This is a genomic window from Loigolactobacillus bifermentans DSM 20003 (genome assembly GCF_001434575.1).
Taxonomy (GTDB): Bacteria; Bacillota; Bacilli; order Lactobacillales; family Lactobacillaceae; genus Loigolactobacillus; species Loigolactobacillus bifermentans.
Map to the genome: position 1 here is coordinate 609 of NZ_AZDA01000143.1, position 17,924 is coordinate 18,532.

A 17,924-nucleotide genomic window follows, 5' to 3' on the forward strand; every position below is an offset into this window, starting at 1 on the left:
GTTTTTGCGGGTGTAGTTTAGTGGTAAAACCGCAGCCTTCCAAGCTGCTGTCGCGAGTCCGATTCTCGTCACCCGCTTGGCAACACAAGCTTTATGTAGTATAATGGGCCTATAGCTCAGCTGGTTAGAGCGCACGCCTGATAAGCGTGAGGTCGATGGTTCAAGTCCATTTAGGCCCATTTTGGGGAAGTACTCAAGTGGCTGAAGAGGCGCCCCTGCTAAGGGTGTAGGCGGGTAATTCCGCGCGAGAGTTCGAATCTCTCCTTCTCCGTTTTTTTATTATTATGACCCGTTGGTCAAGTGGTTAAGACACCGCCCTTTCACGGCGGTAACATGGGTTCAAATCCCGTACGGGTCACTATGCCACTAATTTAATAGCTTTAAATGTGATGGCACTATGGAGGATTACCCAAGTGGCTGAAGGGAACGGTCTTGAAAACCGTCAGGCGGGTAACACCGCGCGAGAGTTCGAATCTCTCATCCTCCTTTTTTGTTATCGCGGGATGGAGCAGTCTGGTAGCTCGTCGGGCTCATAACCCGAAGGTCGTAGGTTCAAATCCTGCTCCCGCAATTGGTTCCATGGTCTAGTTGGTTAGGACGCCTGCCTGTCACGCAGGAGATCACGGGTTCGAGTCCCGTTGGGACCGCTCACAAAGTCGATTGCTGATCGGCTTTTTTTTGTGGCTCTTCGTCAAGTAGAGTTGATAATTAATTTTGAAAGCATCTAGATCTTAATCGGTCTAGGTGTTTTTTCTATATCAAGCTGTTCGTAACCAGACAAGTTGTAGCCTGATCCGGTCAATGACACCTTCTAAGTAACCGTTTGAGTAAGGTGAAGTGACCGCATTTAAAACTTAAAGGTCTTGATGGTCGTGTCCAGTTTGTGATAAAGCGGTCGATATTAGCGTAACTGTTTCGTAAATGCAAGTTTGTCGTGATTCTGAAGTGCTTCTAATAAGCCTTGATAAACATCGTAAGCGGCTTGAATGTTAGACCAGGGGCGGCACAAGCACTATTTACACTTGCGCTTCATAAACGTGCATGACATCGCATTTTTGGCTTCGGTATCACAGGTGATGGATTTAGAAGACTGACCTTTGATTGTTATGATGTTGTGCTATGCCATCATCAATGAATCCCTTTCTAAGGGCTATCCAGATGAAATGAGTAATGCAATTTTAGGCGCTACAATACGAACTTTTAGGGCGTAGTTCATGCTGATTAATTGATAAGGTTTTGCAGTTGATGGTGATCTTGTGCTTTAATTTTTAAGAATTAAAGGCTTTAGGAGCTGATTTTAAAAACGCTGGCAATTGAAATATGTGATGCAGGCAATACCGTTACAAGCTGCTACAATCGCGATTTACAAAGGGTCATTTTGATTAAAATGCCGTTTCGTCTGTATTTTTGCATGTACTGGCAGGTAATGAAATGAGGATGAAAGCGATTAACGATGATGAATGTCGAAATTAAACTGTTGCCTTGCCACTGATTGTGATAGACTTAATATTGGTTTATAAGCAGATTCCCGAAAGGATTCACATTTATGTGTGGATATGCCTTGTAACCGTTAAAAGCAATTTTGCAAACTTTAGGGGGAATATTAAAAATGCGTGAAAGACATTTGTTTACGTCAGAATCAGTTTCTGAGGGTCATCCAGATAAAATTGCAGATCAAATTAGTGATGCGATTTTAGATGCAATGTTGGCTCAAGATCCAAAAGCACGGGTCGCTTGTGAGACCACCGTTACAACTGGACTTGTTTTAGTTGTCGGCGAAATTTCAACCAGTGCTTATGTTGATATTCAAAAGACCGTTCGTGAAACCATTAAGGGCATCGGTTATACTGATGGCAAATATGGTTTTGATGGCGATAACTGTGCAGTGATCGTCGCACTAGATGAGCAATCACCTGATATTGCACAAGGGGTCGATGATTCCTTAGAAGCTCGTGAATCTGATGAGGATCCATTGGACAAGATCGGTGCAGGGGATCAAGGGATGATGTTCGGTTTTGCAATTGATGAAACACCAGAACTCATGCCATTACCGATTTCATTAGCACATCGCTTAATGCGTCAGATCGCCAAGATTCGTAAAGATGGGGTATTGGCTTATTTAGGTCCAGATGCCAAATCACAAGTAACCGTTGAGTATGATGATAATGGGAAGCCAGAACGTGTGGACACGGTGGTGATCAGTACGCAACACGCCGCTGAAACAGGTTTAGATCAGATTCGCACGGATATGATCGAAAAGGTCATTAAACCTGTGATCCCAGCTGAATTATTAGATGATCAAACCAAGTTTTTTGTCAATCCAACTGGCCGTTTTGTTATTGGTGGCCCACAAGGGGATGCTGGTTTAACCGGTCGAAAGATCATTGTGGATACTTATGGCGGCTATGCCAAGCATGGTGGTGGTTGCTTCTCCGGGAAGGATGCCACGAAGGTTGATCGTTCTGCAAGTTATGCCGCGCGTTACATTGCAAAAAATATCGTTGCGGCGGGTTATGCCCAACGTTGTGAAATTCAACTGGCGTATGCCATTGGGGTTGCCCAACCGGTTTCTGTTTCCATTGATACACAAGGCACGAATACCGTTGCTGAAAGCAAAATCGTTGCAGCCGTTCGGCAGACGTTTGATTTGCGGCCAGCGGGTATTATTCAAATGTTAGATTTACAACGACCAATTTACAAGCAAACCGCTGCCTATGGTCATTTTGGCCGGACAGATATCGATTTGCCTTGGGAAAAATTAGATAAAGTGGATGCCTTAAAAGCAATTTTAGGCTAAGCGAGTTGTGGCCCTTACCGCGTGTGTAACGGTAAGGGCCTTTTTTTGCGCCAGAATGGATAAGGGTGCCAGAAAGGGGATTTTATGAAACAAAAACAGACGAATGTTAAGGTGGTAACGGTGGCAATTTTTATCGCAACCTTTATGACCGCAATCGAAGGAACCATTGTGTCAACGGCGATGCCCACTATTGTCGGGGAACTACGGGGATTGAATTTAATGAATTGGGTGTTTTCCATTTATTTACTGACTAATGCGATGTTAACGCCAATTTATGGCAAACTTTCAGATCAAATTGGCCGTAAACCAATTTTGATCATTGGCTTGTTGATTTTTATCATCGGCTCAGCGTTATGTGGATTTGCCAACAGTATGGTGGTGTTGATCCTGTGTCGGGCCTTGCAAGGTATTGGTGCCGGTGCGATCATGCCAGTGACATTTACGATTATTGCGGATATTTATCCCTTTGAGAAGCGTGCCAAGGTGCTGGGATTTAATGGTTCAGCTTGGGGAATCGCATCCGTAGTGGCGCCGTTGTTAGGGGGCTTTATTGTCGAACGGTTAAGCTGGCATTGGATTTTCTTCATTAACGTCCCCATTGGCTTGTTGACGATTGGGTTGGTCCAGCATTATTTACAAGAGCCGAAACGCAGCGGCAAGCAGCGGGTCGATTATCAAGGGAGTTTTTGGTTAATGTTGACCTTGTTGTTAGTCATGTACACCTTTCAGCGATTGGAACAAGGCTTAGCTTGGTCACTGTTTGCGTTTGTGATCGGCGCGGGGCTGTGTTTTGCGTTATTTTTACGGACAGAACGTCGGATTGATGATCCAATCATCGATTTGTCGCTTTTCCAAAATGCGACATTTAATGCTCAAAATTTAGTAGCCGCATTAGTCAGTGGTTTTTTAATGGGGTTTGAAGTTTATATGCCAATGTGGATGCAGGGTATTTTAGGCTTGCCAGCATCGATGGGTGGTTTTGCAGTAACGCCTAGTTCATTAATGTGGGTGGTGGCGTCTTTTATCGCCGGTCGGTTGTTAGTGAAGTATGCCCCTAATCAGATTTTACGAGGCAGTTTAGCAATTTTACTGATCGGTTGCGGCCTATTATTGCTGATTCCGAGTACAGCCGCGTTTTACAAATTTTTATTAGTCGCCGGTTTCTTAGGATTAGGGTTTGGCATGTCGATCACTACAACCACCGTGGTGGCGCAAAATACAGTGGCACCGGCCCAAGTTGGCATGGCCACTTCGTTTAACACACTGTGTCGGACGTTAGGCCAAACGTTAATGGTCTCCGTTTATGGGATTTTATTTAACGTTCAAATTGCCCATGGCTTGCAGCACCAGCAAGGATTAACCAGTCAAATGGTCAATCAGTTGGTGAATCCGCAAACCGCAGCACAGTTACCCCAACAGTTATTAAAGCCATTGCGGCAGATCTTATACCAAGGCCTACACCAAATTTATATCGGGTCATTTATGTTGATCATTGTGGCTTGCTTATTAAATGAATGGTTTGGTCGGAAAAATACGAAAATGCCGGTGGCGCCTTGAAAGAGCAATTTCTTTTTGGTATGATTGAACACAAATAATAAGAAGCTATGAACGGGAATAGTAGAGTGTCGTGGGGCTTTTAGAAAGCGAATGGGAGCTGCAAATTCGTAACCACATGCCTTGAACTCGCCTGTGAGTGTCTGGTTGAATCGAGTAGATTAGAACGTCAGTCGCGTTAAGACCAAAGTGTCGTGTGTTCGCACGAAATGTAGGTGGTACCACGGTAATTCGCCCTACAGGAATCAAGTTCCTGTGGGGCTTTTTTGCACTTTTTGACGCAATAGCGCTTATTAAACTAGAAAGGGAGTTACTCACCATGAGCTATAATCACAAAGTCGTTGAACGTAAATGGAATCATTATTGGTTGCAGCATAATACGTTTAAGACCACTGAAGATCCAGAAAAGAAAAATTATTACGCCTTAGATATGTTCCCATATCCATCCGGTAAAGGCCTGCATGTTGGCCATCCAGAAGGCTACACGGCAACGGATATTATGGCCCGGATGAAGCGGATGCAAGGCTTTAATGTGTTACATCCAATGGGGTGGGATGCGTTTGGGTTGCCTGCTGAACAATATGCCTTAAATACTGGGCACAGTCCTGCAAGCTTTACGAAAAAGAATATTGAAACCTTCCGCAAGCAGATCAATTCATTAGGTTTTTCCTATGATTGGGGACGTGAGGTCAACACCACGGATCCAAACTATTATAAGTGGACCCAATGGATCTTCGAACAAATGTATAAACGTGGTTTAGCTTATGAATCAGAAGTCTTAGTCAACTGGGCACCTGACTTGTTAGGCGGCACGGTTGTGGCCAACGAAGAAGTCATCGACGGTAAAACGGAACGTGGCGGCTTCCCAGTTTATCGGGTGCCAATGCGCCAATGGATGCTGAAGATCACCGCTTATGCTGACCGGTTGTTAAAAGACTTAGACTTAGTGGATTGGCCTGAAAGCATTAAGGAAATGCAACGGAATTGGATCGGGCGTTCAGAAGGGGCTAGTGTGAACTTTAAAGTGGCCGATTCTGACAAACAGATCGAAGTTTACACCACCCGACCTGATACGTTATTTGGCGCTTCTTACATGGTGTTGGCACCAGAACATCAGTTGGTGGCTGAGTTAACGACACCTGAACAAGCGGCTGCCGTCAAGGCCTATCAAGAAGCTGTTTCCAAGAAGAGTGATTTGGAACGGACTGACTTGGCTAAAACGAAAACAGGGGCCTTTACCGGAAGCTATGCCATCAATCCAATGAATGGGGAACAAATTCCAATTTGGATTGCTGATTATGTGTTAGCTTCTTATGGGACAGGTGCCATCATGGCTGTACCAGCGCATGATGACCGAGACTATGAATTTGCCAAGAAGTTTGACCTGCCGATCAAGCCAGTGATCGAAGGCGGTAACGTTGATGAAGCAGCGTTCACCGAAGATGGCACGCATATTAACTCTGACTTCTTAAATGGTTTGAATAAGGCTGATGCAATTGCGAAGGCGTTAGACTGGTTAGAAGAAAAGGGGATTGGGAAACGCAAAGTGAATTATCGCTTGCGGGACTGGATCTTCTCACGGCAACGTTATTGGGGCGAACCAATTCCAGTGATCCATTGGGAAGATGGCGAAACAACCCTTGTCCCTGAAGATCAATTACCATTGATCTTGCCAAAGACGGACGATGTCAAGCCTTCTGGGAGCACTGAAAGCCCATTGGCTAACGTTGATGATTGGGTCAACGTTGTGGATGAAAACGGCCGTAAAGGGAAGCGTGAAACCAACACCATGCCACAATGGGCAGGGAGTTCATGGTACTTCTTACGTTACATTGACCCACATAACAAGGAACAATTGGCGGATCCTGAGAAATTAAAACGCTGGATGCCTGTTGATTTATACGTTGGTGGCGCAGAACATGCGGTCTTACACTTGTTATACGCCCGTTTCTGGCACAAGTTCTTGTACGACATCGGTGTAGTACCAACGCCAGAACCATTCCAAAAGTTATATAACCAAGGGATGATTTTAGGCAATAATCATGAAAAGATGTCGAAGTCAAAAGGGAACGTGATCAACCCAGACGATATTGTGAACCAATATGGTGCTGATACCTTACGCTTATACGAAATGTTCATGGGCCCATTGGACGCTTCGATTGCTTGGAGCGATGATGGCTTAAATGGTTCACGGAAGTTCTTAGACCGTGTTTGGCGCTTGTTCATTGACGATGAGGATGAATTGCGTGATCGCGTGACAACGATGCCAGACGATGCCTTAACTAAGATTTACAATCAAACTGTGAAAAAAGTAACAGAAGACTTTGACCATATGCATTACAACACGGCAATTTCGCAATTAATGGTCTTTGTAAATGAAGCTTATAAAGTGGATATTTTACCATTGGAATACGTGGAAGGCTTTATCAAGTTATTAAACCCAATTGCCCCACATATGACTGAAGAAATCTGGCAAAAGTTAGGTCATGACGATACGATCACGTACGCCACTTGGCCAACCTTTGATCCGGCAGCATTAGTCGAAGACACGGTTGAGATCGTGGTACAAGTTAACGGGAAATTAAAGGCTAAATTAGCGGCTAGCAAGGACGCTTCTAAAGCAGACCTGGAAAAAGCGGCTTTAGCCGAAGAAAAAGTTCAACAAGCCACAGCCGGCAAAACGGTACGTAAAGTCATCGTGGTGCCTGGTAAAATCGTGAACATTGTGGCGAAATAAGTTTAACCGAGAAGAATCTGTCATTTTGGCAGGTTCTTTTTGTTTTGGTATGAAACGTAAACAAGGTGTGTTGGCCAATCAAAACCAGATTCTAATATTTTTTTAAATTCTTAAGAAATAGCGCTGTGACAGGTGGAAGCACACTATAATAAGGCTTAGTCTTTCATTATTTCTGAAAATCCTTTATGATATGAAGGTTAGGTTTTTTAATGTTGAAATTAGTAAATGAGGTAGAAGCATGAGTGAACAATCAAGGCGAACACGCCGGCAAATGCGACAAGAACCGACAGCGCCGGCTAACAGCCAGGCACCGCAATCAGCGGCGGCAACACCAGCAACACCTAAATCTGAGCAGCCGACGACGATTCCGATTCATGCCAGCAGCACACAGCCTGTCCAGCATTTTCCATTTAATTTTCAATCACCAGCACCTGAAACCACCGTTGTGCCGCCAGTGATCCCCGCAGCGCCAGCGCCTGAATCAACGGCCAATGAGGCGCCCACTGAGCCCAGTGCCAAGGAGAAAATGTTAAAAGGCTCTGCTTGGATGACGGCTGGCAGTATTATGTCACGGATTCTTGGGGCGATTTACGTTATTCCGTGGGTGGCTTGGTTTGGCAACCATTCAGGGCAGGCCAATGCGCTGTTTGCCATTGGGTATAATATTTATAGCTTATTTCTGATCGTGTCCACGGCCGGGATCCCTGGGGCGGTGGCGAAACAAGTGGCCCATTATAATGCCATGAATGAGTATAATATGGGCCGCCGCTTGTTCCGTAGCGGACTGTCGTTAATGGCCGTGATGGGTGTGCTATCCGCCGGTATTTTGTATGTTTTAGCGCCAGCACTGTCAACGGGTAATCCGGCGGCGGTTCCTGTCATTCGCTCGTTATCGTGGCCATTATTAGTCATTCCTGTTATGAGCCTATTCCGTGGCTTTTTCCAAGGCTATGCGGACATGATGCCGTCAGCGATTTCACAGTTTTTGGAGCAGTTAGCACGGATCATTTACATGTTAGCCATGACCTACTGGATCATGCAGATTGGCCATGGTAATTATGTGGATGCCGTGACACAGTCCACTTTTGCGGCCTTTATTGGGGCCATTGCCAGCTTGTTAACGTTGGCATGGTACTACATGCGCAAACATCGTCAATGGCATACCTTGTATGAAAATAGCAATGATGAGCTCCATCAGTCTACACGCCAAATGCTGTGGGAAATGATTCGTCAGGCGATTCCATTTATTATTTTGGATGCTGGGGTCACCATTTTTCAATGGGTCGATCAGTATACCTTTATTCGATGGATCGGCCGCTTCGTAGGTGGTTCATCCGCCAGTCATTATGAATTGTTCCAGTTATTTGCGTTTAGTGCCAACAAGTTGATCATGATTACCGTTTCGTTGGCTAGTTCTATGGCTGTGACATCGATTCCGCTACTATCTGAAGCTTATACGCGAGGTGAAGATAAAACATTGCGGGATCAAATCGATAATACGATCGAGCTGTTCTTCTTTATCATGATTCCAGCTGCTATTGGGATGGCGGTGGTGGCCAAACCACTGTACACCATTTTTTATGGTTACAATTTTAGCGGGACTTTGATTTTAGAGTTCTCGTCTTATGTGTCAGTTGCCTTAGGCTTCTTCACTGTTTTGGCCGCTGTTTTGCAAGGCCTTTATCAAAACCGGATGGCAATCGCGTATTTCGTGGTCGGGTTGATCGTAAAATTGATTTTACAATATCCAATGATCGCCACTTTTAAGGTATTTGGTCCATTAGTGGCCACTGCCATTGGCTTGGCCGTAACGTGTACCTTAATGATGCGCTCATTGAATCAAATGTTCCATTTAAAAGCCAGTGAATTGTTACGTCGAATCGGTTTGATTTTATTCTTTACATTGATTATGTATGGCGTTTGTGCCGTGTTAGAACATGGCGTTTTCATGGTCTTAAACCCAATGAGTCACATTCAAAGTATGATCGGCTTGATCATTGTCGCTGGGATTGGCGGTGCGATCTACGGCTACTTAGTCTTACGGACGCGGTTAGCCGATGCCGTTTTAGGAGGGCGAGTGGCTGGCTTACGTCGCCGCTTGCACATTAAATAATGCGAATCGATAAATTGATTACCACCGGTGGCTTTGGCAGTCGTAAAGATGCCCGGCAGTGGGTGAAAAATAAACAATTACAAGTCAATCAAGTGGTGGTGAAAACTACCAAACAACAAGTGGATCCTGAACAGGATGAGATCAGGCTAGCAGGTAAGGTTTTAACCTATCAGCCGTTGGTGTATTTTATGCTGAATAAGCCGCAAGGTGTGATCACAGCCACTGAGGATGCGAAGCAGCGTACGGTACTGGATTTGATTGCGGTCGCTGATCAACGCACGGATTTAGCCCCGGTTGGCCGCTTAGACAAAGATACTACTGGGTTATTGTTGTTAACCAATGACGGTCCGCTGGCACACCGCTTATTAAGTCCCAAGTCACATGTGGCTAAATGGTATCAGGCCGAAATTGACGGCATTGTCACAGCGGAAGATCAAACACGCTTTGCTGCTGGGATTACCACGCAACATGGGACTGTATTTCAGCCAGCAACGTTAAAGATTTTAAGCGTCGATGCAATCCAAAAACGTTCCATTATTCAAGTGCAACTACATGAAGGACAATATCATGAAGTGAAACGGCTATTTCGAGCTGTGGGTAAAACCGTTTTGCACTTGCAACGGCTCAGCATGGGCACGTTAACACTACCTGTCAAATTGCCAGTCGGGCAGTATCGGGCGCTAACGGCTGAGGAAATTCGGGCGTTGCAGCAAGTTTAGTGAACCAAGGTAGTCAAACGTTGCGTGCGTTTGACTATTTTTTTCGGCTTGGAAACGTGGGGATGTGGGTAAAATCAAAAACGCCCTTGCCAGTCTTTTTATAGTATGCTAAACTAATCAAGTGTTAAAAAATGCCGCTGTGGCGGAATTGGCAGACGCGCAGCATTCAGGGTGCTGTTCCCTTCGGGGAGTACAGGTTCGACCCCTGCCAGCGGCATATTAGCTTGAAATACAGTGTGATTAAAAAATAGGAATCCCGTTAAACCAACGTTTAACGAGGCTCCTATTTTTTTGTTTGTGCTAGAAAAGGGTAGAAAATAAAAATTTGGTACCTCGCGGGTACCGAATTATGTTTCACAATCCCCAAGATAATTAACTGGGGCGCAAATGGGGCGCATTTTTAAAGTGATACACTAGCAAGACTTATCTAATTGATTCAAGTTTAAATAATTTATGTTATGTATACTAAAGGCGCTGCCAACAAAATAGATGTCCCAATTTAATTGTGCACCACAAAGTAAATCGAAATCCCTAGTGTCAGGACAAGTACGGTAAGTAAATAACCAAACAAGATTCGATTTGCGCATGACAATGTAGCAACCCCTTGGAAGGCAAGCGTCAGGCCGGTTACGAAAATGGCCAAAAACGAATAACCAGCTAAGCCGGCAACGCCGAACCTTAGCAAATTATCGTTGTGGAAATAGGTGCCGATTAAAGTTAGAATCATCAAAATAAAGGTTGGTGTCGCAATGAGCCATTTTTTCATCACAGATGCCTGCCTTCAAAAAAAGCTAGGAAACTGTGATCAGTAGCCTAGCCAGATGGTGCGTTTATTTGGATTGTTTTTCTGCTGCGGAGCGTAAGGTTAAATAAATCCGAGCAACGTCTTTGTCGTTACCGCCTTGTTCGTAATCAGCTAGTACTGGGAAGCCGAATTTCTCTGAATATTGGCGGGCGGTTAAGACGTATTGGTCCTCATAGAGCGGATCACCGGAACCGATGACGCCAAGACAGAATTTACGGTTGTCCTTATAGCTAATGTATTCACCTAATGCTTCCGTTAATAGTTCGTCATCACCGTTTTTAATGCCGTTACTACTGGAAAGGTAGGTTGGGACAAAGGCGAAGTAAGGGGTTGTTTCTTCATGATCTGGTGTGACATCCGAAATTTCCGTTAAATCGATCAAAGGTAAGTCTGTATCAATTTTATGTTCTTTTGCAGCGTAGGCCTGCAAAGATTCGACAAATTCTTTTGTGTTGCCAGAAATTGATGTGTAGAGAATGCGAAGTGTTGTCATAATGGAGCCTCCTAGTAAAGATTAAATGAATCAAATGCGAAAAGTATTTATTCTTTGTGCTGTAAAATGTTGCGCTTACATTTATTCTAACATCATCTACTCATGAACAACAGCAAGTTGAACCAGAAAGACGTTTTTTTAATAAAATAGTTTTCCAAGATAGAGGGTAATCGGATAACTTTATTTATATTTTGACAGTAAAATAGCCCATACAACTTGTATGGACCAGCACATTATTGCGTCATGCCGTGGCCACTTAAAACAGCGCGGGCCACGGCATCTGTCGGTTGATAGCCGACGGTTGACAAAGTATTAATATAAAATTTGTTATAAATAAATGAAAAAATAATGCCGATGATCCTTGCACCAAATCCGAAAGTCGGTCAGGCGAAAATGATTTCAGCTACAATCATAATAAAGAACCATTTCCAATCGCCACGGAAAAGCGACGGTAAAGAAAGTGGTTCAAGAGCAACCAACTTTCACATTTTTGACTTGTTGGGTTTGCGGGTTGATCAAATTAACGTGCATGGGACCTACCGTTGTATTTTACGGAAAGTTGAATCGATAATCGATAGCAGTCATTTAATCGTCGGCCATCATGTCGGCTTCCACTGCGTCACGCGACCGAATCAGCCCATTTTGGTAAACATAATAATCCAGGCCATCAGCTGAGCCTGCGCCAGCTTTCTTTTGAGCGGCCAGGGATGTTTGACGAATGCCGCGGATCCAGTAATAGGCTTGGCCGTCGTCACCTTCGAAGGTATCACTGCCAGCGGTCATGGTGGTCCAAGTGATGGGATTATCTGCATCGCCGGTACCCAGTTTTGATTGAATCAGCGAGACGGCTTGTGCGAGACTTGTGACTTGCGTACCCGTGGTCACTGATTCTGGTAAATCAGGCAAGTCGTTGCTGTCGGCAGTTTTTGACGCTGCTTCAGCCGATTCAGATTGTGCTTTGGCAAGCGCAGCCTGTGCGTCACTTTCACTGGCTGCTTTTGAACTGCTGGCGGCTGCAATGGACTCACGCGATGCGGATTCGGCTTCCTTTTTAGCACTAGAAGCGATCACGCGTTTTAATTTTAAGGAAGCTGCCTGAGAACTAGCACTGGCTTCCGAAGCAGCAGTTCGGCTGGAAGCGGCCTTAGCACTAGCCGCTTTGTCAGCGGCGGATGTTTGATGGCCACAACTGGCCAGTGATAAAGCACTCAGCACCAATAACCCAAAATAAAGTCCTTTTTTCATTAAAATTCCCCCAGATCCGTAGTGTAATCGATAACATTATAACAATTTATTAAATTTAACGCTTGAAAATTTTGGTGATCAAGGGAACTGAAACACTAGCAGTGCTGACGCTTTTACTTAGAGAGAGGGGATTTAAACGCCATTCTAATAAAAACTGACACTTAAACCGAGTTGATTTAAGTGCCAGTTAGCATTATTTCTCGAAAATATAAGTTTGTTTTTCAATGAACCAACCGCTACCCCATTGGCCAATGGTTAACAGGACCAGTAAGGCGATCACAGTGAACCAAGACTGGGTGAATTGGTGGAGGTAACCGAAGCAAACGGGTCCAAAGGCGGCAAATAAGTAGCCAAAGGACTGCGCCATCCCGGAAATCTGGGCAGTTTCAGTCGCTGTTTTGGTTTTTAAGGCAAAGAATAAAATCGATAAGCTACATGACAGACCGACCCCGATGCCCATTAGGATAGCAACCAAAATGCTGATCGCTAACGGTGGTTTAGGGAGTAGGAAGCTGACCACCGTTGGGCCTAAGCCGACTAAAATCAGCCATAATCCCACTTGGATCCGGCGTTTGTTCGTCGCTAATAATGGGGTGATCACGGAAACCACTAAGCAGCTGACTTGCAGCACTGTGACCAATAAACTAGCCGTAATATTGTCATAACCTTGATGGGTTAAAATGGCCGGTAGCCAGGTGATCAATGAATAATAGATCAGGGCTTGTAAGCCATAAAAGGCTGTGATCAGCCAGCCCAATTTAGTCCGCCACACCGATTGTAAACTAGCTTTTAATTCACGGTTTGGTTTACGTACCAGATGCGGTGTCGCCTTGGTATGCCATAACAGTAGGCACCCAAAAAGACTGAGGAAAGTAATCAAAAACAAGCTGAATAACGTGGTGTGCAATGAAGTTTTGGCCACCACAAAACCAGTGACCCCAGTCCCTAATGAACTGACCACTAACATGGCGGTTAAATAAGTACTGAGCCCTAACGCTGGTTTCATAGGCAGGCGATCTTTAATAATTGCAGGCAATAGCACGTTCCCACTGTCGATGCCCACCCCAATTAAAATCGTACCGAGGATCAACATTGGCCAGCCTTCTTGGCTACGTAACAAACTACCAATGACAAGCAAGCCATAAAAGCCAGTGATTACCCGTTCGTTACCAAACCGGTTGCCGAGTTTGGTAATGATTGGTGATGCGCCGGCAAAGGCAAGTAATGGAATCGTGGTCAATAACCCAGCCGAGCCATTGGATAAACCGGTGGCATGCTCCAAGGCCGGGAGTAAAGGGGGAATTGCGGTAATCGGGAGACGTAAGTTCATGGCAATTAAAACAATGCTTAAAATCAAAGGTGTTTTGTTTTTCAATGTGACCCTCACAATCTTTTCATAAATTAGTAACGCGCCTAACAATCTAATTAAATTTTAGCATACCAGATATTTTTTTTTGAATACTTTAGCTGGCAATGGAGACGGATTCATTAAAAAACAGCATGCTTAAGCGGCATGCTGTTGCGTTGGAACTGTAAAATTGTGTTTTAAATGGGGCCAAATGTGGGTGTCTGCCCAAGCGATGATCACACCGTTAAATAAAATCGAAAAAATCGTGGCAATGTTGATTCCTAGCACTTGCCCACTAAAGTACCACGAGATGAAGATCAAGCCAATTGGTGGGATAAAGTCCACCAGTTGTGATAATGTGGCATTGCCTTTTAAATAGTAGAAACGTAATAAATTCGTGGTGTCATCGTTAGGGTGCATGATGAGATTGGCCCGCTGGTATAGCGAAATGGCGATGCCAAAACTGACAACACCTAAGCAAGACAGGACGGCTCGCGCCACCACCGGCCAACTGCCTAAACCCAGCCAAGCAAAAAAGTCACTAAACAGGCTGACAAACGAGCCGTAGAAAACCGCGTATAAAATTTCGCCTAGGAAACGGGGCAGGTCAAGGTGGTGCAATAAAAATTGATTGAGCAAGGCACTGAGAAAACCGGTGACGGTTAAAATCATCCCAATGTGCCAGCCTTGCCAAGCGTGTAAATTAATGGCACTGGCCGTCCAAATGCCACTGCCCATGGCCCCGACAATACACAACCCTTGGCCCCAAGCATTTAAAAGTAAGCCACTGATCAACCCGATCCAACGTTCTGCTGCTGTATTTTTCACACCCAATCGTCTCCCTAAAAATGTCGTTGCCACTCATTATAGCGCAAAACGCCGTTAATGTTTCAGACTGAGACTTGGGTCATAGTGCACGATAGCTGGCCAAAGGGCTTTCAGCAACACGTAGGCAATGGCAACCCCGACAAAGACGCTTGGCAAAAAGGCTGGAATGAAAAGCCATAACGCACCTTTTGTCCCTAGGAATAAACTGGCCAGCGGAAAGGCCAGTAAAGCGCCTAAAATCCCATCACCAACTAACTCAGCCAAAACAGCGGTCCATAAGCGTTTGGTTTTTTGAAAGGTCAAGCCGACTAATAAGGCGCCGACCATACTGCCAGGAAAGGCGAGAATCGTCCCGGTGCCCAGTAAATTGCGGATCAAGGATGTCATAAATGCTTGGGCCAAAGCGTACCAAGGTCCAACGAGGATCCCGCTGATCACATTGACCAAGTGTTGTGTTGGTGCCACCCGTGCGGCGCCAAGGGGAAATTGAAAGACAGTCCCGCCCACCACGGCAATGGCCGTTAATAAAGCAGTTAAAACAAGTTTACGTAAATTTTGGCGCATAAAAAGCCCTCCAGTAAATTGCACTAGAGGGCGTCATTGACTGTTTCAGTGACACATTTCCTACGCTAGTCTTAACTAGATCAGGTTAAAAGGGTTCGGCGAGACCGTCTCAGCAAAAAAGCACCCCTAGTGTGGATTATCATTTAAAATTAAGTTTAGTATACGGTGTTTCTTAAAGTCTGTCTAGTCTTGCTTGGCATCCCAAGGTAAGTCGACATCGATTGCTTGCAGCAGTGCCTGTTGGCCTTCACGTTCCGTGCGGCGCTGGGACTGGCGTTGCGCATAACCTGCGCTTAAAGCCCGCTGCTCATCAGTAGTGGTGACCAACGTGCTGTAAGGAATTTCATAGTGGGCGTCAGGCACGACAAAAGTGGTAAAGCAGTGAAAGCCAATAAACCGTTCACTGGTGGTTAAGTCTTCGCCAATAATTTTGGTAAACACTTCAAGGGACCGCTTTCCAAAACCGGTGATGTACGATTCGGCACACATGGACTGCGTAAGCGTAAAGGGATGCCGAAACGCAATGTGATCCAAAGTGGCGGTGACCACGGTTTGACGGGTAAGCCGCATAGCAGCAACTGAAGAACTGTTGTCCACCACGCTGAGAATCTTGCCACCAAACACGGTTCCGTGCTCGTTTAGATCGGGGGTGAAGATCCGTTGATTGGTGATCACCAAACTGGCTTGACAATTAAAAGCTGACATACAGGGGTCTCCTTTATTCATTAAATTTAAGTAACCTTATCATAGCAAAGAAAACGTTGTCGCGCCAAGCGCGCTGAAAATTTTACCTAGCGCCGGTATTGACCACTGTTTTGCGGGTTTTTGTGCATTTTGCAAGTAAAAGCACAAGCATTTCGACATGCTTCGTTTACGAAAACGGTTTATAAAAATGTTATTATGGGACTTTATTTTTTATTTTAATCTTAAATCGGTTAAAAAGTAGCGATCAAAGCGCTAAAATGTCATTTTATGGGACAAATCAATACTTATTTTGAAAAATAAGCTCAAATAAAACGCTTTCTTAAAAGCACGAACTAATTCTATGAGTTTAATTTTAAAAATATGGCCAAAATGAAAAGATATTTAAGAAAACGTTGTATAAACCAGCATGCAACGCTGTTTGAGCTTAAATTCAACTTAAAATGTGCTTGACATTAGAGACCGGTGGGGGTAAATTCTAATTATGGTTAGTCTATATCACATATCATTACTTAATAAGTTTGTCCGTTTGTCCAACGCAAAAGAGAGATGGCTTATTACAAAACACTGAGGAGGAGTCACATTATGAAGAGAACCGATTTAACTCAAGAGCGTGTTGAAAAAGCTTCAAAACACGCTTATTCGAAAGCAACCAAAGGGGCATTTTATGCAGGTGCCGCTTTATTAACATTGGGGACTGCTGCAGCATTTGGGAATACAGGTGCTAACGCTGCTACAACAGATGCAAATTATGCAACAACAAGTCGTACAGTAAATACGAAAACTTCTGTTGCTGATGAAACAGATGCAAGTTATGCAAGCACAGACCGCACGCCAAGTACAAAGACTTCTATTGCAGACGAAACTGATGCGAACTATGCAAATACGGATCGTACACCAAGCGACGGTACAACTACACCAACTACATTGCATGAAGGTAACAGTGATGCAAGTTATGGTTCAGGCGACCGTACTACACACACTTATGCGCCAAAGAGTGGTCAAGCGGATTCAACGTATGCCAAGGGTGATCGCACAACACATATCACAGATACACCATCAACCTTGCATGAAGGCAATGCTGATGCAAGTTATGGTTCAGGCGACCGTACTACACATGTAACGACTACACCATCAACCTTGCATGAAGGCAATACTGATGCAAGTTATGGTTCAGGCGACCGCACTACGCACGTAACGACTACACCATCAACACTTCATCCGGGCAATACTGATGCAAGTTATGGTTCAGGTGATCGTACACCACATTTAAAGACACCTACAATCGCAGATACACCTAACAAATCAACACAAGCTTCTGATGCTGCACGTGTTGCTGGTGAATGGAATGCATCACACAAGACAATTGTGGATACACCAAATATGTCAACACTTGCTTCAATGAAGGCTGAAGCTGATGCTAAGCAAGCTGCTAAAGATGCTGCTGCTAAGGCTGCACAAGAACAAGCCATTAAAGATGCAATTGCTAAAGCAAAAGCAGAACAAGCCGCTGCAGACGCTAAGAATGCAGCTAAAGATAGTGCTAAAGGCGATACAACAACTGATGCAACAACTGCTAAGGATACTGACACTCAAGCAGACGCAACAACAGCTACTAACGGTGTTGCCACAACTGGTACCCAAGCAACAACTACTGCTGCGACTTCAGAATTAGCTGCTAAGGCTGCAACTACAACACCAGCTGCTGCAACAACAACCGCAACTGCCGCTGCTACTAAAGCTGCTGCAACAACCTTGCCACAAACTGGTGAAGCGAACAATGCTGCACTTGCTGGTTTAGGTGTCTTAAGTGTTATGGGTGCCTTATTCGGCTTAGCTGGTACTCGTAAGCGTGAATTCTAAGCTTAATTTTAAAATTTAAGTTTAAAGCGAAGAAAACTAGGATCTGATGATCCTAGTTTTTTTTGTCTATACTCATCAAAAATGCCTGCTCACTTGAAGCGTGTGAAGTGCAATAGAAAAGTTAGACAATTTAGATTTTGAATTAAGCAATCATGG

13 protein-coding genes, 8 tRNA genes, 2 riboswitches and 1 other annotated feature are annotated in these 17,924 nt (G+C 44.6%); of the genes, 14 read left to right on the top strand and 7 right to left on the bottom strand.

Translation table 11 applies throughout. The annotated features are described in order from the left end of the window. Nucleotides 1-6 precede the first annotated feature (6 nt). From FC07_RS15290 to FC07_RS15350, 13 genes are all read left to right on the top strand, one after another. Nucleotides 7-77, top strand: a tRNA-Gly gene (locus FC07_RS15290). A gap of 28 nt (nt 78-105) precedes the next feature. Next, nucleotides 106-179, top strand: a tRNA-Ile gene (locus tag FC07_RS15295). Between the two features lie 4 nt (nt 180-183). Then, nucleotides 184-271: transfer RNA gene (locus FC07_RS15300), tRNA-Ser, on the top strand. A gap of 15 nt (nt 272-286) precedes the next feature. Continuing rightward, nucleotides 287-358: transfer RNA gene (locus FC07_RS15305), tRNA-Glu, on the top strand. A gap of 41 nt (nt 359-399) precedes the next feature. Next, nucleotides 400-487 (top strand) — tRNA-Ser (locus FC07_RS15310). 10 nt (nt 488-497) lie between these two features. Then, nucleotides 498-571, top strand: a tRNA-Met gene (locus FC07_RS15315). A gap of 2 nt (nt 572-573) precedes the next feature. Further along, nucleotides 574-647 (top strand) — tRNA-Asp (locus tag FC07_RS15320). 862 nt (nt 648-1,509) lie between these two features. Beyond that, a riboswitch (SMK box riboswitch) is annotated at nt 1,510-1,612 on the top strand. Further along, nucleotides 1,610-2,797, top strand: coding sequence for a methionine adenosyltransferase (gene metK, locus FC07_RS15325; protein WP_057905939.1), 1,188 nt, complete (start codon nt 1,610-1,612; stop codon nt 2,795-2,797). (Overlaps the previous riboswitch by 3 nt.) 84 nt (nt 2,798-2,881) lie before the next feature. Continuing rightward, nucleotides 2,882-4,354, top strand: coding sequence for an MDR family MFS transporter (locus FC07_RS15330; RefSeq protein ID WP_057905940.1), 1,473 nt, complete (start codon nt 2,882-2,884; stop codon nt 4,352-4,354). A gap of 38 nt (nt 4,355-4,392) precedes the next feature. Further along, nucleotides 4,393-4,593: a binding site (T-box leader), on the top strand. A gap of 77 nt (nt 4,594-4,670) precedes the next feature. Then, nucleotides 4,671-7,088: a leucine--tRNA ligase gene (gene leuS, locus FC07_RS15335; RefSeq protein ID WP_057905941.1), complete on the top strand. Its 2,418-nt coding sequence runs from the start codon at nt 4,671-4,673 to the stop codon at nt 7,086-7,088. 526 nt (nt 7,089-7,614) lie between these two features. Beyond that, nucleotides 7,615-9,201 carry a putative polysaccharide biosynthesis protein gene (locus FC07_RS15340; RefSeq protein ID WP_057905950.1) on the top strand — a complete coding sequence of 529 codons (1,587 nt, stop codon included), beginning with the start codon at nt 7,615-7,617 and terminating at the stop codon, nt 9,199-9,201. Beyond that, nucleotides 9,201-9,920 carry a pseudouridine synthase gene (locus FC07_RS15345; protein WP_057905942.1) on the top strand — a complete coding sequence of 240 codons (720 nt, stop codon included), beginning with the start codon at nt 9,201-9,203 and terminating at the stop codon, nt 9,918-9,920. The genes FC07_RS15340 and FC07_RS15345 overlap by 1 nt, the downstream gene beginning before the upstream one ends. Nucleotides 9,921-10,053: 133 nt before the next feature. After that, a tRNA-Leu gene (locus tag FC07_RS15350) sits at nt 10,054-10,137 on the top strand. A 282-nt stretch (nt 10,138-10,419) separates the two neighbouring features. On the opposite strand, the gene FC07_RS15355 is transcribed toward FC07_RS15350, so the two are convergent. The 7 genes from FC07_RS15355 to FC07_RS15385 form a co-directional block, all read right to left on the bottom strand. Continuing rightward, nucleotides 10,420-10,686, bottom strand: a complete 267-nt coding sequence (locus FC07_RS15355) for a LasU family protein (protein ID WP_057905943.1) — start codon at nt 10,684-10,686, stop codon at nt 10,420-10,422. 64 nt (nt 10,687-10,750) lie between these two features. Then, nucleotides 10,751-11,218 carry a class Ib ribonucleoside-diphosphate reductase assembly flavoprotein NrdI gene (locus FC07_RS15360; RefSeq protein ID WP_057905944.1) on the bottom strand — a complete coding sequence of 156 codons (468 nt, stop codon included), beginning with the start codon at nt 11,216-11,218 and terminating at the stop codon, nt 10,751-10,753. Nucleotides 11,219-11,803: 585 nt separating this feature from the next. Continuing rightward, complete coding sequence (locus FC07_RS15365; RefSeq protein WP_057905945.1) at nt 11,804-12,463, bottom strand: hypothetical protein; 660 nt, start codon at nt 12,461-12,463, stop codon at nt 11,804-11,806. Between the two features lie 193 nt (nt 12,464-12,656). Continuing rightward, on the bottom strand, nt 12,657-13,838 hold the full coding sequence (locus FC07_RS15370; RefSeq protein ID WP_057905946.1) for an MFS transporter: 1,182 nt from the start codon (nt 13,836-13,838) through the stop codon (nt 12,657-12,659). Between the two features lie 129 nt (nt 13,839-13,967). Further along, nucleotides 13,968-14,639 carry a DUF6198 family protein gene (locus FC07_RS15375; protein WP_476703324.1) on the bottom strand — a complete coding sequence of 224 codons (672 nt, stop codon included), beginning with the start codon at nt 14,637-14,639 and terminating at the stop codon, nt 13,968-13,970. Between the two features lie 54 nt (nt 14,640-14,693). Next, nucleotides 14,694-15,203: an energy coupling factor transporter S component ThiW gene (thiW, locus tag FC07_RS15380; protein WP_057905947.1), complete on the bottom strand. Its 510-nt coding sequence runs from the start codon at nt 15,201-15,203 to the stop codon at nt 14,694-14,696. Between the two features lie 39 nt (nt 15,204-15,242). Next, nucleotides 15,243-15,341: riboswitch (TPP riboswitch) on the bottom strand. 45 nt (nt 15,342-15,386) lie between these two features. After that, nucleotides 15,387-15,908 (bottom strand): acyl-CoA thioesterase, encoded by a 522-nt coding sequence (locus FC07_RS15385; protein ID WP_057905948.1) that lies wholly within the window; start codon nt 15,906-15,908, stop codon nt 15,387-15,389. A 582-nt stretch (nt 15,909-16,490) separates the two neighbouring features. On the opposite strand from FC07_RS15385, the gene FC07_RS15390 reads away from it, so the two are divergent. Then, nucleotides 16,491-17,768, top strand: coding sequence for an LPXTG cell wall anchor domain-containing protein (locus FC07_RS15390; RefSeq protein WP_057905949.1), 1,278 nt, complete (start codon nt 16,491-16,493; stop codon nt 17,766-17,768). Nucleotides 17,769-17,924 lie beyond the last annotated feature (156 nt).